General features: G+C 58.9%; 24 protein-coding genes. 7 read left to right on the forward strand and 17 right to left on the reverse strand.

The window, feature by feature from the left end:
- Positions 1–8: 8 nt before the first annotated feature.
- On the forward strand, positions 9–770 hold the full coding sequence (gene kduD, locus BLT16_RS13355) for a 2-dehydro-3-deoxy-D-gluconate 5-dehydrogenase KduD (protein WP_089659014.1): 762 nt from the start codon (positions 9–11) through the stop codon (positions 768–770).
- An 88-nt stretch (positions 771–858) separates the two neighbouring features.
- Here kduD and kdgR read toward each other — a convergent pair whose 3' ends face one another.
- From kdgR to rhmD, 15 genes are all read right to left on the reverse strand, one after another.
- The gene (gene kdgR / locus BLT16_RS13360) at positions 859–1,668 is read right to left on the reverse strand and encodes a DNA-binding transcriptional regulator KdgR (RefSeq protein ID WP_089659015.1); all 810 of its coding nucleotides are present in this window, start codon (positions 1,666–1,668) and stop codon (positions 859–861) included.
- A gap of 162 nt (positions 1,669–1,830) precedes the next feature.
- Positions 1,831–2,625, reverse strand: coding sequence for a sugar phosphate isomerase/epimerase family protein (locus tag BLT16_RS13365; protein WP_245701657.1), 795 nt, complete (start codon positions 2,623–2,625; stop codon positions 1,831–1,833).
- Between the two features lie 107 nt (positions 2,626–2,732).
- Entirely contained in the window at positions 2,733–3,734 is a 1,002-nt protein-coding gene (locus BLT16_RS13370) for a TRAP transporter substrate-binding protein (protein WP_176817233.1), read from the reverse strand.
- A gap of 58 nt (positions 3,735–3,792) precedes the next feature.
- Positions 3,793–4,878 (reverse strand): beta-galactosidase BglB, encoded by a 1,086-nt coding sequence (bglB, locus tag BLT16_RS13375; protein ID WP_245701658.1) that lies wholly within the window; start codon positions 4,876–4,878, stop codon positions 3,793–3,795.
- 89 nt (positions 4,879–4,967) lie between these two features.
- Positions 4,968–6,263 carry a TRAP transporter large permease gene (locus tag BLT16_RS13380; RefSeq protein WP_089659018.1) on the reverse strand — a complete coding sequence of 432 codons (1,296 nt, stop codon included), beginning with the start codon at positions 6,261–6,263 and terminating at the stop codon, positions 4,968–4,970.
- Positions 6,256–6,756, reverse strand: a complete 501-nt coding sequence (locus tag BLT16_RS13385) for a TRAP transporter small permease (protein WP_176817234.1) — start codon at positions 6,754–6,756, stop codon at positions 6,256–6,258. The genes BLT16_RS13380 and BLT16_RS13385 overlap by 8 nt, the downstream gene beginning before the upstream one ends.
- A 111-nt stretch (positions 6,757–6,867) precedes the next feature.
- Entirely contained in the window at positions 6,868–7,602 is a 735-nt protein-coding gene (locus BLT16_RS13390) for an oligogalacturonate-specific porin KdgM family protein (RefSeq protein ID WP_089659020.1), read from the reverse strand.
- 237 nt (positions 7,603–7,839) lie between these two features.
- Positions 7,840–8,055 carry a hypothetical protein gene (locus BLT16_RS13395; RefSeq protein ID WP_089659021.1) on the reverse strand — a complete coding sequence of 72 codons (216 nt, stop codon included), beginning with the start codon at positions 8,053–8,055 and terminating at the stop codon, positions 7,840–7,842.
- Positions 8,056–8,060: 5 nt separating this feature from the next.
- The gene (locus tag BLT16_RS13400) at positions 8,061–9,584 is read right to left on the reverse strand and encodes a purine-cytosine permease family protein (RefSeq protein WP_176817235.1); all 1,524 of its coding nucleotides are present in this window, start codon (positions 9,582–9,584) and stop codon (positions 8,061–8,063) included.
- Between the two features lie 178 nt (positions 9,585–9,762).
- The gene (gene aldA / locus BLT16_RS13405; protein WP_089659022.1) at positions 9,763–11,199 is read right to left on the reverse strand and encodes an aldehyde dehydrogenase; all 1,437 of its coding nucleotides are present in this window, start codon (positions 11,197–11,199) and stop codon (positions 9,763–9,765) included.
- 47 nt (positions 11,200–11,246) lie between these two features.
- Entirely contained in the window at positions 11,247–12,047 is an 801-nt protein-coding gene (locus BLT16_RS13410) for an aldolase/citrate lyase family protein (RefSeq protein WP_089659023.1), read from the reverse strand.
- Between the two features lie 9 nt (positions 12,048–12,056).
- Positions 12,057–12,827 carry an L-rhamnose 1-dehydrogenase Lra1 gene (locus BLT16_RS13415; RefSeq protein ID WP_089659024.1) on the reverse strand — a complete coding sequence of 257 codons (771 nt, stop codon included), beginning with the start codon at positions 12,825–12,827 and terminating at the stop codon, positions 12,057–12,059.
- Between the two features lie 38 nt (positions 12,828–12,865).
- The gene (locus tag BLT16_RS13420; RefSeq protein WP_089659025.1) at positions 12,866–13,753 is read right to left on the reverse strand and encodes an amidohydrolase family protein; all 888 of its coding nucleotides are present in this window, start codon (positions 13,751–13,753) and stop codon (positions 12,866–12,868) included.
- Entirely contained in the window at positions 13,744–14,079 is a 336-nt protein-coding gene (rhaM, locus tag BLT16_RS13425) for an L-rhamnose mutarotase (protein ID WP_089659026.1), read from the reverse strand. Before rhaM ends, BLT16_RS13420 begins: the two co-directional genes overlap by 10 nt.
- Positions 14,080–14,106: 27 nt before the next feature.
- A complete protein-coding gene (gene rhmD, locus BLT16_RS13430; RefSeq protein ID WP_089659027.1) occupies positions 14,107–15,291 on the reverse strand; it encodes an L-rhamnonate dehydratase in 1,185 nt (394 codons plus the stop codon).
- A 249-nt stretch (positions 15,292–15,540) separates the two neighbouring features.
- On the opposite strand from rhmD, the gene BLT16_RS13435 reads away from it, so the two are divergent.
- From BLT16_RS13435 to BLT16_RS13445, 3 genes are all read left to right on the forward strand, one after another.
- A complete protein-coding gene (locus tag BLT16_RS13435) occupies positions 15,541–16,476 on the forward strand; it encodes a LysR family transcriptional regulator (RefSeq protein ID WP_089659028.1) in 936 nt (311 codons plus the stop codon).
- Positions 16,477–16,567: 91 nt separating this feature from the next.
- A complete protein-coding gene (locus tag BLT16_RS13440; protein ID WP_089659029.1) occupies positions 16,568–17,827 on the forward strand; it encodes an MFS transporter in 1,260 nt (419 codons plus the stop codon).
- 72 nt (positions 17,828–17,899) lie between these two features.
- Positions 17,900–18,331 carry a GFA family protein gene (locus tag BLT16_RS13445; protein WP_089659030.1) on the forward strand — a complete coding sequence of 144 codons (432 nt, stop codon included), beginning with the start codon at positions 17,900–17,902 and terminating at the stop codon, positions 18,329–18,331.
- Between the two features lie 3 nt (positions 18,332–18,334).
- On the opposite strand, the gene BLT16_RS13450 is transcribed toward BLT16_RS13445, so the two are convergent.
- On the reverse strand, positions 18,335–19,618 hold the full coding sequence (locus tag BLT16_RS13450) for a phospholipase D-like domain-containing protein (protein WP_089659031.1): 1,284 nt from the start codon (positions 19,616–19,618) through the stop codon (positions 18,335–18,337).
- 77 nt (positions 19,619–19,695) lie between these two features.
- Positions 19,696–20,418: a FadR/GntR family transcriptional regulator gene (locus BLT16_RS13455; RefSeq protein ID WP_218124451.1), complete on the reverse strand. Its 723-nt coding sequence runs from the start codon at positions 20,416–20,418 to the stop codon at positions 19,696–19,698.
- A 154-nt stretch (positions 20,419–20,572) separates the two neighbouring features.
- Between BLT16_RS13455 and BLT16_RS13460 the strand changes: the two genes are divergently transcribed.
- The 3 genes from BLT16_RS13460 (at position 20,573) to BLT16_RS13470 (ending at position 24,667) form a co-directional block, all read left to right on the forward strand.
- On the forward strand, positions 20,573–21,457 hold the full coding sequence (locus tag BLT16_RS13460) for a fumarylacetoacetate hydrolase family protein (RefSeq protein ID WP_089659032.1): 885 nt from the start codon (positions 20,573–20,575) through the stop codon (positions 21,455–21,457).
- A 60-nt stretch (positions 21,458–21,517) separates the two neighbouring features.
- Entirely contained in the window at positions 21,518–22,612 is a 1,095-nt protein-coding gene (locus BLT16_RS13465; RefSeq protein ID WP_089659033.1) for a Bug family tripartite tricarboxylate transporter substrate binding protein, read from the forward strand.
- An 84-nt stretch (positions 22,613–22,696) separates the two neighbouring features.
- The gene (locus BLT16_RS13470) at positions 22,697–24,667 is read left to right on the forward strand and encodes a tripartite tricarboxylate transporter permease (RefSeq protein ID WP_089659034.1); all 1,971 of its coding nucleotides are present in this window, start codon (positions 22,697–22,699) and stop codon (positions 24,665–24,667) included.
- Positions 24,668–24,672 lie beyond the last annotated feature (5 nt).

Raw genomic sequence — 24,672 nt, forward strand, 5'->3', positions numbered from 1 at the left:
GGGGCAACATGAGTGCGAAGCTTTTCGACTTGAGTGGAAAGACCGCCATTGTGACCGGCTGCAACACTGGCCTTGGTCAGGGGATGGCGTTGGGGCTAGCCGAGGCCGGTTGCAATATCGTGGCCGTCAATCGCAGCGAACCTAAGGAGACTCAGCAACGTGTCGAGGCACTAGGAAGGTCGTTCCTGTCTGTACATGCCGACCTGGCCACAACGGCACCGATAGACGATATCCTCTCGCAAGCGGAGCAGCGCTTCGGCGGTGCCGACATCCTGATCAATAACGCGGGGCTCATTCGCCGGGCCGATGCCTTCGAGTTTAGTGAGCAGGACTGGGACGATGTCATCAACGTCAACCTCAAAAGCCTGTTCTTCCTCTCTCAGGGCTTTGGGCAAGCCTGTGTCGATAAACGGCGCCAGGGGAAAATCATCAACATCGCCTCAATGCTCTCGTTCCAAGGCGGTATCCGAGTCCCCTCCTACACTGCTTCCAAGAGTGGCGTCCTGGGTTTAACGCGCCTAATGGCTAACGAATGGGCCACCAAGGGAATCAATGTCAATGCCATCGCTCCGGGCTACATGGCCACCAATAATACAGAGGCATTACGCAACGATCCCGAGCGCAGCCGTGAAATCCTTGGTCGCATTCCCGCGGGGCGCTGGGGCAGTCCAGAAGACCTCGTCGGTGCAACGGTCTTCCTTGCCTCGCGCGCATCGGACTATGTCAACGGTCACACCCTCGCGGTAGATGGCGGATGGCTGTCCCGCTAAGCTACTGGTATCAATAACATGAGTCTATGGACCACGCAGGATACGACGCTAATGCCGTATCCTGCGTGCCGTTTACGATGACGATACATCACGACGTTTCAGAGACTTTTTCGAAGTAGTAGTCGTGGAATCCTAGGCCTTGAGAGACTTTCTCACCTGCTTCGTGTAGCAAGCGCACGTACTCTTCCCGCTTCTCTGCGTCGTATCGCACCACAGGGAAAGACATGCTGAGAGCAGCCACCGCCTTGCCAAAGCGATCAAAAATCGGCACCGCCAGACAACGCACCCCTAGCTCAGCTTCCTCGCGATCCTCCGCCACACCGTGTTGACGAACCCGCGGCAACTCATCCATCACCGCCTCAACACTGATAAGGGTATGCTCGGTACGCGGCACGAAACTCACCCTCTTCAGCACCTCTCGTGCTCTATCATCTTCCATCCACGCCAGCAGGGTCTTGCCCATGGCGGTGGAGTACACAGGGTTGCGACGACCGACCCGCGATTGCATACATAGATTGAATTGCGAATCATACTTATGGAGATAGATGATGTGCTGGAAATCCTCATCCAGCGCCCCCAAGTGAATGGCTTCATGGGTCGTTTCGGAAAGCCGTGACATCTGGGCATCGGCCAGACGGATAAGATCCACGTTCTCCAGAGCCGAAGCGCCAAGCTCGAACAGCTTAAGCGTCAACGCGTATCGCTCGGACTCTTCTTCCTGACTGACATAGCCTAGCTCCTTCATGGTTTGCAAGAAGCGATAGGCGGTACTCTTCGATGTAAAGGCACGCTGCGATAGCTCGGACAAGCCGATATCTCTCTGCTCAGCCAACGCCTCGAGGATCGCGAAGACCTTCATGACGGCGGCGACATTATCGGGTTTCTGCGGCACTGCCATATTAACCAACCCTTATTTCATAAAAAATGGAAAGCTGGTCTGAATTTACCGCAATTTGAACTCTTAGGCTACCCATCCCAGCCCTGAGCAGCAAGGCGGTAGTTAAATCACTAATAGCCGTGAAGAGCGCCGAGCATGGGCCGGCTGGCAGAGTTATCAGTTTCAATTATCGTTCAAGAAATTCTTCGCGGCCTCGATATCGTTCCGATCCAGTTCGTCGAGGATAATATTCACATACGGCTTGCGCTCCTTAAGCTTACCCATCAAGTATGGATAATCAATAACACCTTGACCAGGCGGCGAGTAGTGAAAGGCACCATCAGCCACATAGAAATCTTTAGCGTGGACAGCTACTATCCTGTCGCCCCACAAATCGAGTGCCTGATCAAAAATATCATGCTGATTAGTGTAATTTCCAAGCGTTAGCAGGTTGACGGGGTCGAAAATCACCTGGAGATTATTAGACCCAACTTCATCAAGAAGCCGTCTCATGGTCATTGGAGAGTAAATTGGATGATTGACACCCGGCTCTACCCCAACAACCACTCCAAACTTCTCCGCCTCATCCACCAACTCCCTGACACTCTTAACGACTTCCATGAAGGGTTTTTCATGGAAGTTATCCTCAGTATACGCTATTTCTCTATTTACATTTCCCGTTTCAGTACCCACTACACCACACCCGAAGTCTCTTGCAAAACGCAAATGCATCTTGAAATCTTGCAAGGCCTTTTTTCTAGCATCGAGGTCTGGATGAATAATATTCACATAACAGCCCAACACCGCAATTTGTATGCCTCGCCGACGAAAGGCATCACCGACTGAAAATGCCACCCCAGGATTCAAGCATCCGGTATCGGTAAAAAAATCGAAGGATTTTCCTAGTGCCAGCTGAACAGAGCTTAGCCCTCGCTCAGCCACATCTTCAACCAAGTCTGCTAGTGGCTGCTTTTTCAAGTCATGTGCTCTTATCCCTATATTCATAAAAACCCTAATTGCTTATAAAATAAAAATAGTACAAAGTGGTGTGACCACTGAATAATGGCCACACCAGAAAAGACCTATCAGTCTCTAAGCGCATCTATTTTCTCGTAAATAATATACTGCTCTGGATACTGTTCGAGTTCCTCATACATTGGCATCACCGCTTCGCGGAAAGGCGCAATATCCACCTCATTAATGGTAACATCAAAGTCTTCCTGAATTTGGCGACGCGCTTCGTCGACGGCTTCCGCCCACAAGTTGTTCTGCAGGGCAATAGACTCCTCCATGGCAGACATAAGCGCAGAACGCTGTGAGTCTGACAAACTGTTAAAGGTATTATTATTAATAAGAACGATATCGGGTATACGGGCATGACCATCGAGCGAATAGTAGCTTACGACTTCGCCGTGGCGCGCGGCGGTGAGGGCGAACTCATTATTCTCCGCACCGTCCAATATACCCTGCTGGAGAGATGTATAGACCTCTTCCTGAGACATCACCACCGGTGAGGCGCCCAACAACTGCATCGTGTCAATGGAGGTCTGACTCTGCATAACCCTAATGCGCTTGCCTGCCAGGTCAGAGGGAGAAACAATGGGCTGTTCCTTGGTATAAAAATTCCGCTGGCCAGAATCGTACCAGCCGATCCCAACGAAACCTTGATCGCTGGTCGATTGATAAACCACATCCATGATCTCGTCGTGATTCATCACCTCACGAAAATGTGATTCGTCATCAAAGAGGTAGGGCATGGAGAAGACCTGGTAAAGGGGAGAGAAGCTCTCCATCAGCCCCCCCGACACCTTGGTCATATCAATGGCACCGCGTTGCAGCAGCTCGACCAGCTCGCCCTCGCCCCCCAGCTGGCTATCCGGGAAGAAGGTGACGGTGATGCTGCCATCGCTCTTCTCCTCCACCAGCTCGCCAAAATGGGCCAGGGCGTCTTTGACGGGCTGAGGGTTCTGAGCATACGCCAGCCTAAGATTGATCTGGCTCTCGGCTTGCGCCAATCCTCCCCCCATCACTGCTAAGAGAGAGGCCAGCATCATGCAAGAAGTTTTCTTATTCCAGTGAGCGTTCATGTTAATCTCCAGCTATTAATTCATCGTTATTGACGTTGTGATTGGATAGCACGGCATATCAGATATAAGTTCGCATATACTCAGCAAGACACAGGATCGCCATGGACTGACCATAAGGCATCGATGTCAGCGGTATATTTCTGTAGTAGTCTAAATCCTCCCCCATTGCCGTTCCGAAAGAGACTTTCTGTAGCTCACCGTCGGCATTGATGTTTTCCACCACCGCTGCAACGGCTTTCTCAGCCACACCATAATAGCCACTGTCGATATAACGCAGACGAACAGCCTTGAGAATCCCATAAGCGAATCCTGCCGTCGCAGACGCCTCGAGATAAGACGTGGGGTCATCAAGCAGGGTATGCCACAGGCCACTCTCCGCCTGAGTTCGTGCAAGCAATTCTACCTGGGCATTCAGCACCTGCAGCAGATAGCGCCGCAAGGCGTCGTGTTGAGGTAAGTCCAGGAGTTCGAGAAATTCGGGAATGGCAACGGTGATCCAGCTATTTCCACGCGCCCAGAGTGCGTTGGAAAAGTTATGCGCTCCCTCAAAGGTCCAACCATGGAACCAGGCACCCGACTGCCTATCCATCAGGTACTGTATATGCAGTAGGAACTGATACTTGGCCTCTTCTACGTACTCCTCTTTTCCTAGGAGCAGGCCAATCTTGGCCAAGGGAAGTACGCTCATCATCAGCGTATCATCCCATAGTTGCTGGTGATTTTCGCTATTGTATACTAGGTGCTGTAGCCCTCCTCTCGACGTGCGCGGCATATCGTGCATCACCCAGTCTGCCCAGGCTTCCAAGTAGGGAAGCCACACTTTCCTGCCAGTCTCTTCATAACGATAAGCAAGTGTCAGGAAGGGGCAGACCGTGTTCACATTCTTGGTGGCTAGCCGTTCTGCGAATCGTGCTGTAAACCAATCGTCGATGATCGCAACGGCATCTTGGTCGTTAGTCTGTTCGTAGTACTTATATATACCGTATAGACCGATACCATGGGTCCACTCCCAACCGGCCCAGCCCTTGGTATCGATGACGCGCCCATCATCAAGGTGGAGCAGATACTCCCCCGTTTCGTCCTGAATATTGACTAGGTTATGCGTCGCCTTCTTGATTAATGCAACAAGGCTATCTCTTGTCATAGCCCTCTCATCCTGTCGCAGCAAGGGACTATTTTTTACGCTATATATTTTCATATTAAATACCTTTTATATAAATCAACCAGTCGCCACTAGAGACCCAGCGCCCGGGGAAGAAAAAGCGTCACCGCTGGCACATAAGTGATGAGCAGGAGTATTGCCAGAATGACAAAATAGAAGGGCAGCAAGGGCAGAATAAGGCTTTCCACCTTCGCCTTGGCAATGCTGGCACCAATGAACAGTCCAGTGCCTACTGGTGGTGTAATCGTGCCGATGCAGAGATTGAAAACCATCACAATGCCAAAGTGCACGGGATCCACGCCAATGGCCGTAGCAATGGGCAGCAGGATAGGGGTAAAGATCAAGATGGCCGGCCCGATATCCATGAAGCAGCCAATTACCAGCAGTATCAGCGTGATCACCAGTAGCACGATGAGAGGATTATCCGAGACCCCCAGTACCATGCTACTGATCTCTGCTGGTAAACCGGTTATCGACATGGCAAAGGACATCGCCGAAGAGGCGGCCAGCAAGAACATGATGACGCCGGTGGTTTCAATGGCTTTGACCAAGGAACCGACAAAAGAACGAAGATCAATCGTTCTATATATCACCATGGTCAACAGCATGGTATACAGCACTGATACCGCAGACGCTTCCACGGCCGTAAACACACCAAATACGATCCCGCCGACTATGATAAAGATCATGAAAAGGCTGGGAAGCGCCTGCCCTACAACCGATCTGACTGTCTCGGACTGCGCGGCATCTTTGATGCCATAACCTCGCATCTTGGCAATGATATAGGTGACCAACATGCAGCCGAAACCCCATAACAGACCGGCCACCAACCCACCGGCGAAGAGCGCCGCAATTGACGTGCCTCCGCTCACCAAGGCATAAAGAATGAAGGCTGTCGTTGGAGGAATTAGCATACCGGTGGGGGCAGAGGTGATGTTGGCAGCCGCGGCAAATGACTTGCTATACCCCTCCTTCTCTCCCATGGGGACCATCACGCCGCCGACCGCGGTCGATGCGGCTATGGCCGATCCCGAGATAGAGCCGAACATCATATTGCCTACGATGTTCGTGTGCGCTAGCGACCCAGGAATCCGACCACTGAACATCTTGGCAAAATTAACGAGCCTTAACGCAATCCCACCATTATTCATCAGCACACCTGACAGAACAAAGAAGGGCACGGCGAGTAGCGTAAAGCTGTCTAGGCTCGATACCATTTTTTGCGCCGTCGTCGATATGGCAATATCAGCGGGTAGCACAAGTAGTACTGTCACCGCCGACGCTGCCGCAATACAGACACCGATGGGGATCCCTATGACAAGGAGGACAAAAAAAGAGATCACCAAGACGAAGCTGGCATCAAACATCTTTCACCTCACCCCTGAAGTTGGAAACGGGCATTTTGCACAGATCAATAATATTCATGACGCAATATAGAGCGATCACTCCTCCTGAAACAGGTAATGAGAGATAAATGTACCCTCTAGGAATATTAAGTAGTGGATAGTTCTGGCTCATTGTGCTGGTTACCATGGCGTATCCGCCATACAACATGATGAGAATCGCAAATAATAAAAACACCAATTCGATGCCTGCCAGGACCACTGACTTGTAGCGGGCACTCACCATGTCGGTAAACAAGGTGAAGGAGACGTGATCTCGTCGTCCTGCCACGAAAGCGATCGCCATCATGGATAGCCAGATGAGTGACACACGCAAAAAAGCCTCAGACACCGTACTGGGTGTATTCAACACATAGCGGCTGAATACTTGCCAGCTGGCAGCCATGATCATCATGGAAAACAAGCCGCAGCATATTATCTGCATGAGCTGGTCAAGATAGTTTCTCAAGTATTTCATAGCCCTACACCTTGCCGTGTTGCCAGGCATGTTATTGGCGGTCGATCGTTCAGGTTTAATTGCCTCGTCTGAAAAAGCAGAAGACGGCGCTGCCGTCCTCTGCCCAGCCCCTTAGAAATTGAAACTGTAGCCAATAATAAAGGAATTTAGGCGCTGATTCGGATCTACTGCAGCACTCTCTGAGTTCTTGGCTCTCCAAACATGCCCACCAAATACTGTGCTCTGCTCACTCAACTGATAAAATGCCAGTAATTCATGCTCAATGAAGTCTCTCTTGCCATTAGCAAAGTCGGGGGAGCGATTCTCCTGCTTAAAGTGATAGTGGGGGTTGTAGAGTATACTCCAGCGATCACTTATCTCGTAGCTGGCAAAGAGATCGATGCGCCCGACCTGGGCTCTTTCTGCCGTCTCGTGGTTGGTATCGTGTTCATATCGATAGCGCGTCGCCAAACTCCAACCATCCCCAGCGTAACCGAGGCGCAGTCCCGCCAGTGCGCGTGTCAGGTTGGAACGAAATTTCGCTCCCAGCTGTGGCGCCAAAGACCATCGGGAGTCCTGCCCAAACCGATAGGAGGGCAGCGTATAGTTCACAAACCCTTCGTCATGCTTCGGCCAACCGCTGGTGTGATTTCCCTCTTGCCAGAACCATGATTTTTCGAACATAAGCGAGGATCCATCTGAGAACGACCGCGTATAAGCCGCCTTGGGCAGTGTCAAGGAGTGATCATTGGTGGTGTGTTCCAGCTTGATGGTTATGTTGTTACTTGTCGCCCATACACTCCCCATAGAGGAGAGAAAGAGTGCTGCACCAACCACTGTTGCGGCGAACTGTTTTTTGTATTTCATTGCGTCCTCTTCACTTTATAAATTTATTTAGAAACACCACTCTAATAAAATTGAAACATCGTTTCTCTTATACTTTTGTCTATTTCTTATACATTATTGTTCTATTGAAAAGCGGCCTATTCCTATTCGATATGATGAATTTATTAGATATTTCTCCCCCAAAAAAAAAGCCCTACCACATGCGGTGGTAAGGCTCTAGTAGTTAGCCATTGGTGGAGGGATCTAAAATATTAACGGCTACTCCTTGTTAGCCCCTCCTCGCACTTCGGTAAACGCTGCTGCGCGGTCCTCACGCCCCATCCAGAGCGGGGTCACAATGAACCACACGATTGTTACTGCAAGCACGCCCACTTTCATTGTCGACTCACCCACAACATCGAAAAGGTACAAAAAGGGAAACAGTACGGTGAGTATCAGCATCATCAATGATACCGCCTGCAAAAATTTATACATAATCTTCACTCCCTCACCAGGTCCGAGCTCTCTGCAACCGTCGATGCAACGTTCCTTTTACTTACGCGACTTTTGCGCTGGGCAATAAAGCTCAGCGCGATAAACAGCCCTGTTGCGATAAACCAGCCGGGCAACGCGACAAAGAAAATCTCGATACCCGCTAGCTGTACCAGCCCCAGACAAATGGCCAGGGTTGCCAACCATGTACCGAGCACCGGCAGCGTCATCTTGAGACCCGCGACATCTGCATAAAAGCGTTTCAGGCCCAGCTTAGGCAGTACCCAAAAGTCGATAAAAATCACTGCACCAATCGGCATCAGTAACAACCCGTAGAGCGCCACGAAGTCCAGCAGTTGCATCGCCACCCCAGGGAACAGTGCCACGCAGGTGGTCAGCAGCCCCGTGCCAATGGTGACTCGAAACCTGGATGCAGAGGGAATGACGGCCTGAAAGGCCAACCCAGCACGGTAGATGGTGGGATTCGCGGTCGTCCAGCCGGCGATGATCACGCAGATCAGTCCCGCCACGCCTAACGCCTGATCGGCCAGGGGGCCGGGCAGCGGGCTGGGAATCTGCCCGGCCTCAGCGGCGGCCAGCACGGCCGCGTCGCTGGTCAAACCCGCTTCGTACATCTGGAATGCGAACAGCATTGAGGCCGCCAGCCAGGCCATAAAGTGGCCGACATACATCCCCGCCGCCGAGGCGATGCTGTACCAGCTCTTATGGGCGAACCTGAGTACCGACAGATCCGACATCCCCACATGCATCGCCATATTGGCGAACCAGGCAAAGAAGATCACATGCCAGATCGAAAAATCGGGCTGACCGGGCACATGTACACCGGTCCAGATCGCCGTTTCGGCCAGCGCCCAGAGATCGCTGGCGGAACCGGCCTCAGCGCCGGTGGCATCAATGAACCATTTCAGCGACACGATCCCGAAACCGAGAAAGATCAATACCATCCAGGGCGCCGCGATATTCGCAAACCAGGAGACGAAGCGGTACCCATATGCAGCCACCAGAGTGATCACTAGCCCTACACCCAGCACGCTGAGCACCCAGCCGAGGCTGTTGGGGGTCAAATCCGCCAACGTCGGCAGCGGAAAGCCAAACCAGACGCCCACGGCGGTGGCGGAAACGGTGATCATGGCCCCTGCCAAAAAACAGAAGGCCAGGCCATTCGCCAGGTTATAGAGAATCACGGTGTAGCGACCGGCAATCTTCTCCAGCTGACAGTAGAGAGTAAGGCGGACCCGGGTGGCGATGGGTGCCGTCAGCAACACCCAGCTCAATACCGCCAACAGGTTGCCGATCAATAGCCCGACCACCACATCAAAGGCCGCGACGCCCGCCAGAACGAATAGCGGGCCGATCATAAGTTCAGTACCAGCCGTATGCTCCCCGGCATACATACCGATGAAGTTCTTGAACCCCAACCGGGCCCGAGCAGGCACCGGCTGCCGTTCGTATTCACCACCCACTGCTGCGGACTCCCCAGCAGATGCTGGCATCTCGGCGGTGTTACTCATGGCGTGCACCTCCATTGTTATTAGGGAAGCGCTGAATAAATCGGCGAGCGGGATGAAGCACAAGGCGCACGGAGCACAGAAACCGGAGCCTATGGGGTATAGGTGAGGATTTCGCGCACCGCGCAACGCAGTGATTCGCACGCGCAGACATTTATGCAGTGTTTCCCTAGCAGACGAATTAGCTCTCGAGGTACACCACATGGCTATGGGTGTACTCGTAGAGTCCATGCTTGCCATCGGCCCCGCCGATACCCGACTTGCGCACCCCGGCATGGAAGCCCTGCATCGCCTCGAAATTCTCACGATTGATATACGTCTCGCCGAAGTCGAGCTCGCGACAGGCTTGCATGGCGCTCTTGAGGCTGCGGGTATAGATGGATGAGGTGAGGCCGTACTCACAGTCGTTTGCCAGTGCAATCCCTTCATCCAGATCGTCGATGATCTGAATCGGCAGCACCGGCCCGAAGATCTCCTGCTGCATGATCTCCATCGTCTGGCGACAGCCGGCGAGCACGGTAGGCTGGTAGTGATAACCGGCGCCCAGGTCAGCAATTTCGCCCCCCGTAATCAGCTCTGCGCCCTCGCGCCGAGCGGTCTCGACCATACGCGCCACCTTGTCGAGGCCGGCACGGTTGATCAGCGGGCCCATCTCAACCTCAGCATCCGCCAGCGGGTCGCCAAAACGCGTGGCACTCATCGCCTTGGCCATGCGCGTGATGAACTCATCGGCCACGCCGCGCTGAACATATACCCGCTCGGCGCAGTTACACACCTGGCCAGTGTTGATGATGCGCGAGCCGCGGATGGCGTTGACCGCCAGATCGAGATCGGCGTCGTCCAGCACGATGGCTGGCGCCTTGCCACCCAGCTCCAGGTTGAGCTTGGTGATGTTGTCGGCGGCGCTGGCCATGATCCGCGAACCGGTCTGGACACTGCCGGTGAAACTGATCATATCGACGTCGGGGCTCGACGTCAGGGCACTGCCAGCCGCCGCGCCGGTGCCGCTAACCACGTTGAAAACGCCCTTTGGCAGGCCCAGACCATCGAGCAGCCGGGCAAACTCGAAGCAGTTATTGGGGGTCTCCTCGCTGGGCTTGATAACGATGGTATTGCCGGTCACCAGCGCCGGCGCCATCTTGCGAGCAATCAGAAAGAATGGGAAATTCCACGGCAGGATGCCGGCCACTACGCCGAGGGGCTTGCGAAACAGGAAGATATTTTCCCCGGCGCGATCGCTCTCGATGATCTCGCCTTCGATCCGACGGCCCCATTCGGCCATATAGTCCAGATAATCGCCGGTGAAGTTGACCTCCACCTCGGCCAGGCCGCTAACCTTGCCCTGCTCCTGGGTAATGGTCCTGGCCAGTAGCGCCACGTTATCACGCAGGGTGTCGGCGAGCCGATGCAGGAAGGCCGCACGTTCCACGGCCGGGGTCGCCGCCCAGCCCTTCTGGGCGCGGCGTGCCGCCGCCAAGGCGCGCTCGACCTCCTCACCTCCGGAGGCCGGTACCCGGGATAGCAGCGCCTGGGTGGCCGGGTTGAACACCTCGAGATGGTCGCGGGTCGACTCGAAGGCACCATCGATGTAGTTCTGATAGGTAGTAGGCTGGCTCATGCTCTGTCTCACTTAGTTGCTATGTTGTTGCTATGCAGTGAAGGATGTCAGTAGGTGGTCGAGGGCGACGCGCCGGATGGCCCGCCCTTGTAGCGGGCGATGGTCTCCATTGCCCCCTGGCGTAGCAGACTGATATCGATGCCCACGGCGATAAATTGGCAGCCCAAGGCCTGATAGCGGCGTGCGTCGACTTCCCGCGGCGCGAGGATGCCCACCGGTTTACCAGCGGCCTGGATAGCCGCGATGGCATGCTCGATGGCGGCCTGAACCTCGGGATGCCCTGGGTTACCGGGATGTCCCATGCCTACCGAGAGATCCGCGGGCCCAATGAATACCGCATCGACGCCTGTGGTGGCGGCGATCACCTCGACATTGTCGATTCCACTGGGCGACTCGACCTGGACGATCAGGCAGAGCTCTTCATGGGCGCGGGTCAGGTAGTCGTCCACCGCGTCCCAGCGGGTAGCGCGCACCAAGCCGCCACCTACACCACGGATGCCGTGGGGCGGGTAGCGCATCGCGCGCACCAGATTCGCGGCCTGCTCGGCACTCTCGACCATCGGCACCATCAAGGTCTGGGCACCGATATCGAGCAGCTGCTTGATCAGTGCCGGGTCCTGGTTGACACTGCGCACCACCGGAGCAGTGGCATAGGGCGCCACTGCCTGGAGCTGGGTGAGGATGGTCGGCAGCGTGTTGGGAGCATGCTCGCCGTCGATCAGCATCCAGTCGAAACCGGTGGTGGCGGCAATCTCGGCGGCGTAGCCGGTACCGAAACCGGCCCACAGGCCATACTGGGGCTCACCACCGGCCAGGGTCGCCTTGAAGGGATTGAGGGGCAGCTGCATGGAGGTCTCCTACTGCAGATTGACGTACATGCCGCCATCGACCAGCAACGAGGCGCCGGTGACGTACGCAGCCATGTCGGACGCGAGAAAGACGATGGGACCGGCCAGATCCTCCGGGCGCCCCAGGCGCCCCAGTGGCGTTCGGCTAGCCATGTAGTCTCGCTTTTCCTGGTCGGCGAGATCCTCCTTGTTGATATCGGTCTCGATGGTGCCGGGCAGCAAGGCGTTACAGCGGATGCCATAGGGGCCGAGCGCGATGGCACAGGACTGCATCAGTGACAGCAGCCCGGCTTTGGTCGGGGTGTAGTGGGTCTGCATGCCGCCACCGACCAGGGCACTGATCGAGCTGACGGCGATGATCGCCCCGCCGCGCCCCTGACGCTTCATCTGATTGGCCGCTGCCTGGACCGCGAAGAAGGCGCCGTTGAGGTTGGTATTGACTGTCTCCAGATAGGTCTCCCGGGGCATGTCGAGGAAGCTATGGAAGGGGCAGATGCCGGCGTTGTTGACGAACACATCGACAGTGCCGAAGTAGGAAACCGCCGCCTCGACCAGCTTATCCCCGGTTTCGGGGTCACCGGCCGGCGCGCCTACCGCAACGGCACCACATCCCAGCGACTGGATCTCCTCGATCAGTGCATCGACCCCTGAGCGGCTGGATTCGCTGCCGCTATAGCCGATGACCACATCGGCACCCTGCCGAGCGCACTCCAGCGCTGCGGCGCGGCCAATCCCGCGCGAGGCGCCGGTGATAATGACGGTTTTGTCCTTGAGCAACATGGCGGGCTCCTGAAAAGAGTGAGGGGACGTGTTAGCGCTCATAGCCGGTAGACACGTCGTGCATTGTCGATGAAAAGGGCTCGCTTCTCGTCTGCCGAGGCGTCGGTGACGAGCTCGGCATAGGCGTGCCAGATGTCCTGATAGCGGGCGTAGAGGCCATCCACCGGATAGTTGGACGCAAACATACAGCGCCCAATGCCGAAGGCATCGAGCGCTTCCAGTACCAGCGGACGGATGCTGCCCAGTGTCCAGCGGTGGTCAAGCATGCCGAAGCCGCTGAGCTTGAGGGTGACGTTATCCTGAGCGGCCAGCAGACGCAGGCCGTCACGCCAGGCGCGCCAGCCCGCCACGCCCTGGCGGTCGACATACATGCCGGCGTGGTTGAGGATGAACCTAATCCAGGGATGCTCGCTTGCCAGCCGCGCCGCTTGAGCCATCTGGGAGGGGTAGATCTGCAGATCGAAGGAGAGCTCCAAAGGCTCCAATTGGGTCACATTCTCACGCCAGCCGGCTTCCTCCATATAGTGGCGACCCACATAGTCGTAGCGTGGGTCGTCATGCACATTGAGGATCTGGCGTACCCCACGCACTCGATCGCTCAGCGTGCACTGCGCCTCCAGCTGCGCTCCGGCGCCCGCTTGGGCCAGGTCGGCGCCCACCACCAGCGCCCAAGGGAGACTCGCCGCGTAGGGTGCCAACTGCGCGGTCAACCAGCGGGTCTCGGCGAGCGGGTCGAGCGCATCGGCCTCAACGTGTACCATCCCCAGCAGCTCGATATCACCGCACGCCGCCAACAGCTGCTCGGGGCCGAAGTCGCGTGCCATCGGCGAGTAGTCGCCGAGCAGGTTAGGGGTGGGATGCTCGAGCCAGGGCTGGTTGCCCTGGCCGAGCGCCCAGAAATGCACATGGGGGTCGATCACTTGCATGACGTAGCTCCTGGCAGAAAAGTGAACACCTCATCGAGAGGCACGCTGACTGGTGCCTGATCCTCGTGAGTTTCCATGATATCCGCCATGTAGGCCCACCACCGGCGCATCACCGAAAGCTCGGGCAAGCGATCCGCCTGGTGGTCCTCGCGAAGCACCATGACCGCGAACAGCTGATGGGTTTCGGAGTCGAGGAAGATGCGATACTCCTCGATACCGGCCTGCTGCAGCGCCGCTGATAGTTCCGGCCAGAGGGCGTCGTGACGCCGCCGATATTCCGCCATCTGGCCGGGATACAGGGTCATGCGAAAGGCCTGAATCGGCATGCTGCCCTCCTCGTCGCGACGCTCACGTCAGTGGGTGTAGGGGCGCGCCAGCTCGCACTCGGGATTCAACCGTACCCCGAAGCCGGGCTTGTCGAGCGCGGAGGCTGACATGCGCCCGTTCTTCGGCACCGGCTCGTCGAGCAGCAGCGGGTTGAACATCGGCACCACCTCATCCGCCTTGGGTGCCATCATCAGGAACTCGGCGAAGGGGCTGTTATGGCGGGTGATCACGAAGTGGTAGCTGTAGACTGAAGAGCCGTGGGGCACCACCAGCTTGTTGTGGGCGTCGGCCAGGGCCGAGATCTTGATCAGCTCGGTAAGACCACCGCACCAGCCCACGTCGGGCTGAATGATGTCGCAGCACTCCATCTCCATCAGCAGCCGGAAGCCCCAGCGGGTGGCTTCGTGCTCGCCGGTGTTGACCAGCATGCCCTTGGGCACATCGCGTTTGAGCTGGGCATAGCCCCAGTAGTCATCCGGCGGTAGCGCCTCTTCGATCCACTTGAGGCCGAACTCCTGGGCGCCGTGGGCCAGCCGGGTGGCGTAATTGAGGTCGAGGCTCATCCAGCAGTCGTACATCAGCCAGAAGTCATCGCCCACGGCGCTGCGCATCTCGGCCAGGTGCGCCAGGTTACGCTTGAGCCCCTCCTCGCCCTCGGCCGGGCCATGAGCCAGCGGCATCTTGCCGCCAATAAAGCCCATCTGCTTGGCTAGATCGGGACGTGCGCCGGTAGCGTAGAAGGTCAGTTCGTCACGTACCGGGCCACCGAGGAGCTGGTGAACCGGCTCTTCGCGCACCTTGCCCAGCAGGTCCCACAGCGCCAGATCGACGCAGGAGATGGTGTTGATCACCACCCCCTTACGCCCGTAATACAGGGTGGCATTGAACATCTGGTCCCAGATCTTCTCGATCTCGGTGACACGCTTGCCCTCGATGAAACGCGCCAGATGCTTCTCGACGATCCAGGCCCCGATCTCGCCACCGGTGGTAACTGCGAAACCGACAGTGCCGTCGCTGGCCTCGACTTCTACCACCAGGGTGCCGAGCACATTGAGCCCGAAGCTGCGCCGGGTCATACGGTACTCAGGGTACTTGCTCATCGGCGTGGCGATCTGCGCATCGATCCAGTGCCCCTCGGCTTGATCGTGGTAGTCGGCGCCGCCGCCGCGGACGGTATAGGCACGAACCTGGTTGATGGTCACTTCGCTCATGGGCTCCCTCATGTCGGATGAAATACGACGTTGATGAGGAAGTTCTACGCAAGGGCGGCGAAAGCGACCAATGAGAATCACGCCGCTCCCGATACCCTTAAGGTATCAAAAAAACGAATCCCGCTTGATGCCTGGCATAGCGCTGAGCGCCAGCGTCCCTTCCAATATGCGGGATTAGACTAATGTCTCACGCTTTGACGCCTGGTCATCTCCATAATGGCAAGGTATCGAAATAGACGGAGTTCTTGGATGGATGGCTATCAGGCACTGATCGGCCGGCTGCGCTATAAGCATCTGCTGATGATTTCGACGCTAGGCTCGCGCCGCAATCTGCACCAAACCGCTGCAGCCATGCATATGTCGCAGCCGGCGGCGACACGCATGCTCAGCGAGATCGAAAAGGTATTCGGCTGCCAGCTGTTCGAGCGCACCGCCCGCGGCATGCACCCCACCTCGCTCGGCGAGATGCTGATCGACTTCGCCGACAACGCCTTGACCCGCCTCGATCGCTGCGCCGAGGAGGTACGTCGCTACCAGCTCGGCGGTCGCGGCCAACTGACCGTCGGTGCCATCATGGGCGCGGCGCCGGACTTGGTCGCCCAGTCGATCATCGAGCTGAAACGCCAGCGCCCGCTGCTGCAGATCCGGCTGATGGGCGAGACCAGCGATCAGCTGGTGGAATTGCTCGAGCAGGATAGGGTGGATATCGCCATCGCTCGCTACGCCACCTCGGTGCAGCACAACCAGTTCGATTTCGAGCCGCTGGGCAACGAGACCATGATCACCGTGGTGCGCCGCGGCCACCCACTCTGCAGCAGCGAGCTGCCGCCGCTGGAGCAGCTGCTGGAGACCTGGCCGTGGATCCTTCAGCCCATGGCAACGCCGGCCCGCCAGGCGCTGGAGAAGGAATTCGAGATGGAGGGGCTGGTCTCGCCCCGGGATATCATCGAGTGTGGCTCGATCTTCGCCGCACTGCAGCTGGTGCAGCAGAGTGATGCCCTGCTGGTGATGGCCGAGACGGTACTGCGCGACCATCTGCAAACCGGCCTGATCGAAAGGCTACCGCTACTGCTCGGGCGCACGCTGTCACCGTTCGGCCTGCTGACGCGAAAGGACACCCTCTACGGCGAGCCGGTGACCGGATTCTGTGAGATCCTGCGGCGCAACGCCGCCGACTGGCGCTGATGCCGCTATCATTAGCCCCTTACTCATTAGCCAGTGAATATCACCCTAAGAATCACTAGAATCGACGTTTCGCTTCGCTGCCGGACACGCCATGAGTTCTGCCCACGCCGCTGATCCCCCCGCCGCAGAGCAGATCGCCCTGCATCGCCAACCCGGCTTTGTGAGTTTCCTGGTGTCGCGCCTGGCGGCGGTGTTCGCCATGCAGATTCAGGCGGTGGTGGTGGCCTGGCAGGTATATGCCATTACCCGTGATCCGATGTCGCTGGCCTATGTGGGCCTGGCGCAGTTTCTGCCCATGGTGGTGCTGTTGCTGCCTGCCGGCGACCTGGTCGATCGCTTTCCGCGTAAGCGCATCCTGCAGCTGAGCTGGGGGGTGCAGGCGCTGTGTAGCGCCATGCTGTTAGCGCTTTCGCTGGCCGCCAGCGAGCGGGTCGGGGCCTTCTATGCGGTGCTCGCGCTGTTCGGCTGCGCCCGCGCCTTCACCGGTCCGGCGCTTCAGAGCCTGCTGCCCAATATCGTACCGCGCGCCCAGCTTGCCCAGGCCATCGCCCTGAACAGCGCCATCATGAAGATCGCGGTGATCGGCGGCCCAATGCTCGGCGGGATACTCTATGCGCTGGGCGGCGGCAGCCTCGCCTACGCCACCTGCCTGGGCTGCTTCGCCATTGCCCTGGCCGCGCTGCTGCCGGTGCCGATCCGCTTCAGCGAGGCCGCCACCTCTCTAGAGGCCACCGCCTGGCGCCGCTTTACCGCCGGCATTGGCTATATCCGCCGCCAGCCGATCATCCTCGGCGCCATCTCGCTGGACCTGTTCGCGGTACTGCTCGGCGGGGTGGTCGCGCTGCTGCCGATCTACGCCCAGGAGGTGCTGCATGTCGGTCCCGAGGGGCTGGGTGCGCTGCGCAGTGCCATCGCCGTCGGCGCCCTGCTGATGGGGATCTATCTCGGGGTGCGCGGCATCAAGCGCCACGCCGGCATGGTGATGTTCGTCGCCGTGGCGATATTCGGCGTTGCCAACCTGGTGTTCGCCTTCTCGACGCTGTTCTGGCTGTCGCTGCTGGCCATGCTGGTGGCCGGCGCCGCCGATATGATCAGCGTCTATGTGCGCATGACGGTGATCCAGCTGGCCACCCCGGACGAGATGCGCGGCCGGGTCAATGCCGTCAACATGCTGTTCATCGGCTCCTCCAACGAGCTCGGCGAGTTCCGCGCCGGCAGCATGGCGGCCTGGCTGGGCGCCGTGCCGGCAGCGGTTATCGGTGGCCTAGGCACCCTGGCGGTGGTCGGCGCCTGGATGCGGCTGTTCCCCACCCTGCGCCGCGTCGACCGCTTCGATGACGCCTCGCACTGACGAGGCATGCAGACCGCAACAGCGCAATTTGCGACTAGACTGGCTGGGAAGCCGTCATTGCGAGGGAGCATCATGTCTGCCACGACCCAACATAGCGGCAGCTGCCTATGCGGCGCCGTCACCCTTACCGTCGAGGTCAAATCCGATGAGGTCGACGCCTGTCACTGCAGCCTGTGCCGCCGCTGGGGCGGCGGTCCACTGCTGGCCATCGAGGGAGCCGGCCACCTGGAGCTGCAAGGCGAGGAGAATGTCAGCGTGTATGCCTCCTCCGAGTGGGCCGAGCGCGGCTTCTGCCGGCACTGCGGCACCCACCTGTTCTACCGCCTCAAGAGCGGCGAGCACCATGCGGTACCGGTGGGACTGGTCGACCAGGGCCACGGCTGGCACTTCGCCACCCAGATCTTCATCGACGAAAAGCCCGGCTACTACGCCTTTGCCAACGAGACCCACGACATGACCGGCGATCAGGTGTTCGCGGCGTTTAACGCTGGCGACGGAAGCTGAGAGTCAGAAGTGGGCGCCAGCCAGCATGCTGACCCAACCGGCCAGACGCTTGTGCCAGGGGCGGCTCTCCCAGCGTTCGAGGTCGTAGCGTTCGGCGTGGCGAATATCGTCCTCGATCAGCTCGCGGATTCGCTGGGCAAAGTCCTCATCGTAGACGTTGAGATTGCCCTCCTTATTGATGCGAAAGGAGCGGTTGTCGAGGTTGGTGGAACCGATGCTCGCCCAACGGTCGTCGATGCTGATCAGCTTGGCGTGATACATCGACGGCTGGTACTCGTGGATCGCCACCCCGGCCTCGAGCATCGGCCGCCAGCGGTTGACCGAGGCGTGACGCATGAAACCCATGTCGATGCTGTCGCCGGGCACCAGGATATTGATATCGACGCCACGCTCGCGGGCATCGACCAGCGCCTCGAGAAACTCGGCATCGGGGTAGAAGTAGGCCGAGCCGAAGGTGATACGCTCTTCGGCCGTTGCGATGGCCACCATCAGCATCTTGCGCATGCGATGACGGCCTTCGCGAGGCGTGCTGGTCACCATCTGCGCCTCGAGCTCGCCCTGCGCTTCCAACTCGGGAAAGTACGCCTCGCCCAATAGCAGACGGCCACTGGCGTCCAGCCAGGTGTCGACGAAGGCGGCCTGCATATTACCCACCACCGGCCCCTCGACGCGGAAGTGATGATCGCGATAGGCCTGGCCATCGTCACCGGGGAGCCAGCTGTCGGTGATATTGGCGCCACCGATAAAACCGCTGCGACCATCGACCATCAGCAGCTTGCGGTGGGTACGATGATTGAATCGCGCCAGCTCGTACCATGACGGTTTGCGCCAGCGGATCACCTCGACGCCTGCGTCCTGCATGCGTGAAAACTTGTCGGCCGCCGCAGGCACCGAACCGACATAGTCGATCAGCGCATGCACCGCCACACCGCGCTCGGCCGCCGCCGACAGCGCCTCGACGAATGGCTCGGTGGCCGCCTCGCCCCAGAACTCGAAGGTCTCGAAGGTGATGGAGGCTTCGGCAGCGTCAATGGCATCGAGCATATCGGCGTAGATCGCCTCGCCGTCCTCGAGCATGGCAATACGGTTGCCGGCCACGATCGACTGCTCGAGGATCAGCCCCATGCTGCGGCGAAAATCCGCGTCGCTGGTATCGAAATCCACCGCCACCGGCTCGAGCAGCCGCTTCGGCTTGGGCGTCGCGTTGTAGAGCAGCACGCTGCCCACGGTGAACACAACGGCGACCACTGCGGCCGTGTAGGCAATGAGTCGAGTACGACGTTTCACGAATGGCTCCCTGCCTCATGTGATCGCCCCATGATTGCAGCCGCCCGAGGGGAATGCGAGTGTTTCTGAGGCCCCGTTCAGTTCCTACCGAATAGATTCTTCTGCACTTCCCTGAGGTGCTCTTCCAGCAGCGCCCTGGCCGTGTCCTCGTCGCGATCGCGTAGTGCGGCGACGATGGCGCGATGCTGCATCTCGTAGCGCTTGCGACGCTCGGGAGTCAGCGAGACACGCTTTAGACGCCCCCATTCCCCCTCCTCACGCACCACATTGGTTAATTCCAGGATGCGCAGAAAGAAGCTGTTGTGGGTGGCCTCGGCAAACGCCTGGTGGAGAGCACCATCCCAGTGCTCGAACGCTTCGATGGCCGTTGCGGCTTCCGAGCGGACGATGCATTCATCCATGCGTTCGAAGTCAGACGCGGTGGCGTAGCGCACGATCAGCGCCACCATCTGCGGTTCAATCAGCAACCGTGCTTCCATCAGCTGGGCCGGACTGGTCTGGACCGCCACCCCCCGTGCCCCCACGACGGGCTCCTCGCGCTGGGGTACCAGTTCACTGACTTGCTCCGAGACGAAGGTCCCACTCCCTACCACCTGAGTGATCAGGCCCTGCTGCTTGAAGTTGCCAAGCACGCGCCGCACTGCTCCACGCGAGGCGGCAAACCGCTCACTGAGTTCACGCTCTGTGGGCAAGCGGTGGCCCGCAGGGAAGTTGCCGCTTTCGATTTGCTGCTGAAGATAGCGAGCCAGGGAGCGCGCACCATCGGCACGCACTGCCTTACCCAGGGTCTTTTCACTCACAGGCTGTCCTTCATCCTCGTGCCGATCCGTCACCAATTCAGCAAAAGTATACCATTTGGTCCCACTATTCAAAAAACACCCTTGAATTGGTACATGATAAGTTCTAGTCTCGATGAATACGAGACCAAATCAAACCTATGGAGAACCAAGCCAGATGAAATTCGCCACGCTCCGCTCAAGCCCCGACCTGCCGACCTTCGTCGCCCTGGTCGATGAGCATACCCAGCGCTACTGGCCGCTGTCCGATCTGATACCTGATTTCTCGGGGGATATGACTCAGCTAGTACAGGTATGGGGCAGCCTCAAGCATCAGGTCGTGCCCAAAGGCGACGGCCAGCCGCTCGACACTGTTCGTGTCGAAGCCCCCATACACCCGCACCGCAACATGTTCTGCGTCGGCAAGAACTACTTCGAGCACGCAGCCGAATTCAGCAACTCGGGCTTCGACAGCAGCACCAATGCCGACGATGTAGTACCAAAGTTCCCCATCATTTTCACCAAGGCCTATAGCACGCTGATCGCAAACGGCGACGAGATCCTGCGTCACGCCGCGGTCACCGAGCAACTCGACTACGAGGCCGAGTTCGCCATCATCATCGGCAAGGGTGGGCGCGGCATCTCCAAGGACCAGGCCTTCGATCACGTCTGGGGATATACCGTGGCCAACGACGTCACCGCTCGTGACCTGCAGAAGAATCACAAGCAGTGGCACCTGGCAAAATCCCTGGACGGACTCTGCCCCATGGGGCCGTGGATCACCACCGCCGACGAGATCGACCCCACCGATGCCAGCATCAAGTGCTGGGTCAACGGTGAGCTGCGCCAGGACTCCAATATTGGTCAACTGATCTTCGACATTCCTACCTTGATCGAAACCATTTCGGCCGGTATCGAGCTCAAACCGGGGGACGTGATTATCACCGGCACCCCGGTCGGGGTCGGCATCGGCTTCGATCCCCCCAAGTTCCTGCAGACCGGCGACGTGGTACGCGTCGAGGTCGAGGGCATGGGGGCACTCGAGAACCGGGTCGGTCAGTAGCCGCCCATCAGGTAGACGCACCGGGTCAACAATATTCCACAACAACACCAGGAGCACGCCATGTTCACTAACACTCCCGTACTCAAGACGCTGTCAGCCGCCGTGCTGGTCGCTTCCGGCAGCATTGCCGCCACGACTGCCACGGCCGACGACTTCTACGCCGACAAGACCATCGAAATGGTCGTGCCCTTCGGCGAGGGCGGCGCCACCTATGTGGCCGCCAAGTTCCTCGAGCCGTTCCTCGAGAAGCACCTGCCCGGCAACCCGCGCGTGGATGTCCAGACGCGCCCCGGCGGCGGCTCGATCCTCGGCGCCAACTGGTTCGAGCAGAATGCCGAGCCGGACGGCGAAACGATCCTGTTCACCACATCGTCGACGTCCAACCCCTATGTGTTGGGCATGGACGCCGTGGAATACGATCTCGCTGCCATGCGTCCGGCCTATAGTCTGCCCTTTGGTGCGGTGATCTATGTCTCACCGAGCACCGGGATCGACTCACCCGCCGGCCTTCAGGCCCCCGACATGCCGCTGATCTACGGCGGTATCGCCGCAGCGGCCAGCGATCTCCCGACGCTGCTGGCCTTCGAGCTGCTGGATCTCGATATCCAGACGGTACTCGGCTTCGACGGCCGCGGCCCAGCGCGCCTGGCCTTCGAGCGTGGCGAAACCAATATCGACTTCCAGTTCACACCGGCCTACATGTCACAGGTCGTCGACATGGTCGAGGCCGGCACTGCGGTCCCCCTCATGACCGGTGGCTCGGTCGGCGAAGATGGCGTGCTCAGTGCACGCGACACCGCCTTCCCGGATTACCCCTCGGTCTACGAAGTCTATGAGGAACTTTACGGCGACGCCCCCTCCGGCGTGGAGTGGGACGCTTTCCAATCGATCGGCGCCGTGACCTTCAACTTCGGCCTCACCGCCTACCTGCCCGAAGGCACGCCTGACGAGATCCTCGATATCTTCGAACAGACCATTACCGCCATCAACGAGGACCCGGAGTATCAGGAGCAGAGTCAGGACGCCGTGGGCGGCTACTCGCTACTGCCCGCCTCCGAGGTCAGCGAGTCGCTCAGCGAAGCGCTGCAGCCATCCGATGAGGTACGCGAGCATCTGCGCACGCTTCTCTCGGAAGAGTACGACGTCGAGCTCTGACCTCGCGCCTCGTGTCGCGGCCAACCACCCGCTCCGCGAGTGGCCCTGGCCGCGTTTTTTTGACCCCTGCATAGGACATGTCTTGTGCTAGAGAACATTTCATCGGCCTTGGCGATCCTGTTCGAGCCCATGCGGCTTTTGGCGCTGTTTGCCGGCATGCTGGCCGGTATGGTCTTCGGCATGCTGCCGGGGCTAGGCGGCGTCGCCGCCGTGTCGATCCTGCTACCCTTCATCTACCTGATGGACAGCTACTCCGGGCTGGCCATGCTGCTGGGCGCTATTTCGGTCATCTACACTGCCGACACCATCACCTCGGTGCTACTGGGCGCACCGGGTTCTCCGGCCTCGGCACCCACCGCCATCGAGGGGCATGCGCTGGCCAAACAGGGCAAGGCTTCGCTGGCGCTGGGCGTGGGCTTCCTGGCGTCGATGGTCGGCGGTTTGTTCGGCGCCATGATCCTGTCAGTAGCGATCCCGATTGCGGGACCGCTGGTATTAGCGCTGGGCACTCCCGAGCTATTCATGTTCGCCCTGGTGGGGCTATGTTTTGCCGCCAGCATGGTCGGCAAGGATATCGTCGTGGGCCTGGCCGCAGCTTGCTTCGGCATCCTGCTGGGCGTGGTGGGTGCCGCCCCGGCCGCCGCCAACTACCGCTTCATCTTTGGCCAGTCCTATCTGATGGACGGCCTGTCGCTGCCGATCGTCGCCCTCGGGCTGTTTGCCGTAGCCGAGCTGATCGGCATGGTCGCCGCCGGCGGCGGTATCGCCGGCAAGCCGATGACCATGGGCAAGTGGGGCGAGAGCTTCAGGGAGTTCTGGATCAGCCGCTGGCTGATCGTGCGCTCGTCGATCATCGGTATCTTCGGTGGTTTCGTACCGGCGGTGGGTGCCAGCGCCTCTACCTGGATCGCCTACGGCCACGCCATGAGCTCGACCAAGGACAAGCGTCGCTTCGGCAAGGGCGAGATCCGTGGGGTGGCCGGTGCCGAGGGCGCTAACAATGCCACCGTGATATCCGATCTGGTGCCGACCATGCTGTTCAGCGTGCCCGGCGGGCCTGCGGCGGCCATCTTCCTCGGCGCGCTGTTCTCGTTCGGCTTCTACCCCGGTCCGCGGATGGTCAGCGAGACACCGGACCTGATGTACATGATCGTGTGGAGCGTGGCACTCGCCTCGGTGATGGGCGCCGTACTGTGCTTCGCAGTGACGCCCTATCTGGCGCGTTTGACGCGCATCAACTTTGCGCTGATCGCCGCCCCGCTGCTGTTGATCATGGTCGCCGGGGCCTATCAGGGCACCCAGACCTTCGGCGACATTCTGGCCCTGCTGGTACTGGGGGTGATCGGCTGGTTGATGAAAAACGCCGGCTGGCCACGGGCCCCCGTATTGGTCGGCTTCGTGCTGGCCACGCCCATGGAGCAGTACTTCTGGCTGACCACGCAGATCCACGGCTTCACCTGGCTGACCCGGCCGGGCGTACTGATCATCGCCTCGCTGATCGTCGTCCCCATGCTGCTCGCCCTCGTACGCAAATGGCGTGCCAAACGTTCATCAACGTCATCCGACTCGACCGAACAGGAGAGCCATACCGCACGCGACGATGAAGCCCCTCGCGACACCGCCGTTCTGCTGCTCGCCTCGTCGCTGCTGCTGGTCACCTTCGCCTATGCCTTCTACGAGATGCTGGGCTTTCGCAGTAATGCCAGGCTAATGCCGGCGCTGGGCATCGTGCCGGGGCTGCTGCTGAGCCTGTATATCCTCGGTCGCCAGCTCTACCGGATGCGCCAGCAAGGGCGCATCATCCATCTCGGCTCGCGTCAGGAACTGCCAGTCTTGGCGGGCATTCTCGGCTATGGCCTGGCGATGTGGCTGGTCGGCTTCAATCTGGCCACCCCGCTGCTGCTGGCCTGGCTGCTGCTGAAGTGCGCGGGAATGCGGCTGATCAGTGCAGCACTCTATGGCGCCATCGTATATGCCACGGCCCAAGGGATGTTCGCCCTGATGCGGCTCACCCCACCCGTGGGGAGTTGGATCAACCTGCCGATGCCGTGGTGACATGA

The sequence above is a fragment of the Franzmannia pantelleriensis genome (assembly GCF_900102875.1).
Lineage (GTDB): Bacteria > Pseudomonadota > Gammaproteobacteria > Pseudomonadales > Halomonadaceae > Franzmannia > Franzmannia pantelleriensis.

What these genes read in the sequence shown, in the direction of transcription:
- kduD (WP_089659014.1), top strand. Translation starts at nt 9, where the DNA reads ATGAGTGCGAAGCTTTTCGACTTGAGTGGAAAGACCGCCATTGTGACC.
- kdgR (WP_089659015.1), bottom strand. Translation starts at nt 1,668, where the DNA reads ATGGCAGTGCCGCAGAAACCCGATAATGTCGCCGCCGTCATGAAGGTC.
- BLT16_RS13370 (WP_176817233.1), bottom strand. Translation starts at nt 3,734, where the DNA reads ATGAACGCTCACTGGAATAAGAAAACTTCTTGCATGATGCTGGCCTCT.
- bglB (WP_245701658.1), bottom strand. Translation starts at nt 4,878, where the DNA reads ATGACAAGAGATAGCCTTGTTGCATTAATCAAGAAGGCGACGCATAAC.
- BLT16_RS13380 (WP_089659018.1), bottom strand. Translation starts at nt 6,263, where the DNA reads ATGTTTGATGCCAGCTTCGTCTTGGTGATCTCTTTTTTTGTCCTCCTT.
- BLT16_RS13385 (WP_176817234.1), bottom strand. Translation starts at nt 6,756, where the DNA reads ATGAAATACTTGAGAAACTATCTTGACCAGCTCATGCAGATAATATGC.
- BLT16_RS13390 (WP_089659020.1), bottom strand. Translation starts at nt 7,602, where the DNA reads ATGAAATACAAAAAACAGTTCGCCGCAACAGTGGTTGGTGCAGCACTC.
- BLT16_RS13395 (WP_089659021.1), bottom strand. Translation starts at nt 8,055, where the DNA reads ATGTATAAATTTTTGCAGGCGGTATCATTGATGATGCTGATACTCACC.
- BLT16_RS13400 (WP_176817235.1), bottom strand. Translation starts at nt 9,584, where the DNA reads ATGAGTAACACCGCCGAGATGCCAGCATCTGCTGGGGAGTCCGCAGCA.
- aldA (WP_089659022.1), bottom strand. Translation starts at nt 11,199, where the DNA reads ATGAGCCAGCCTACTACCTATCAGAACTACATCGATGGTGCCTTCGAG.
- BLT16_RS13410 (WP_089659023.1), bottom strand. Translation starts at nt 12,047, where the DNA reads ATGCAGCTGCCCCTCAATCCCTTCAAGGCGACCCTGGCCGGTGGTGAG.
- BLT16_RS13415 (WP_089659024.1), bottom strand. Translation starts at nt 12,827, where the DNA reads ATGTTGCTCAAGGACAAAACCGTCATTATCACCGGCGCCTCGCGCGGG.
- BLT16_RS13420 (WP_089659025.1), bottom strand. Translation starts at nt 13,753, where the DNA reads ATGCAAGTGATCGACCCCCATGTGCATTTCTGGGCGCTCGGCCAGGGC.
- rhaM (WP_089659026.1), bottom strand. Translation starts at nt 14,079, where the DNA reads ATGCCGATTCAGGCCTTTCGCATGACCCTGTATCCCGGCCAGATGGCG.
- rhmD (WP_089659027.1), bottom strand. Translation starts at nt 15,291, where the DNA reads ATGAGCGAAGTGACCATCAACCAGGTTCGTGCCTATACCGTCCGCGGC.
- BLT16_RS13435 (WP_089659028.1), top strand. Translation starts at nt 15,541, where the DNA reads ATGGATGGCTATCAGGCACTGATCGGCCGGCTGCGCTATAAGCATCTG.
- BLT16_RS13440 (WP_089659029.1), top strand. Translation starts at nt 16,568, where the DNA reads ATGAGTTCTGCCCACGCCGCTGATCCCCCCGCCGCAGAGCAGATCGCC.
- BLT16_RS13445 (WP_089659030.1), top strand. Translation starts at nt 17,900, where the DNA reads ATGTCTGCCACGACCCAACATAGCGGCAGCTGCCTATGCGGCGCCGTC.
- BLT16_RS13460 (WP_089659032.1), top strand. Translation starts at nt 20,573, where the DNA reads ATGAAATTCGCCACGCTCCGCTCAAGCCCCGACCTGCCGACCTTCGTC.
- BLT16_RS13465 (WP_089659033.1), top strand. Translation starts at nt 21,518, where the DNA reads ATGTTCACTAACACTCCCGTACTCAAGACGCTGTCAGCCGCCGTGCTG.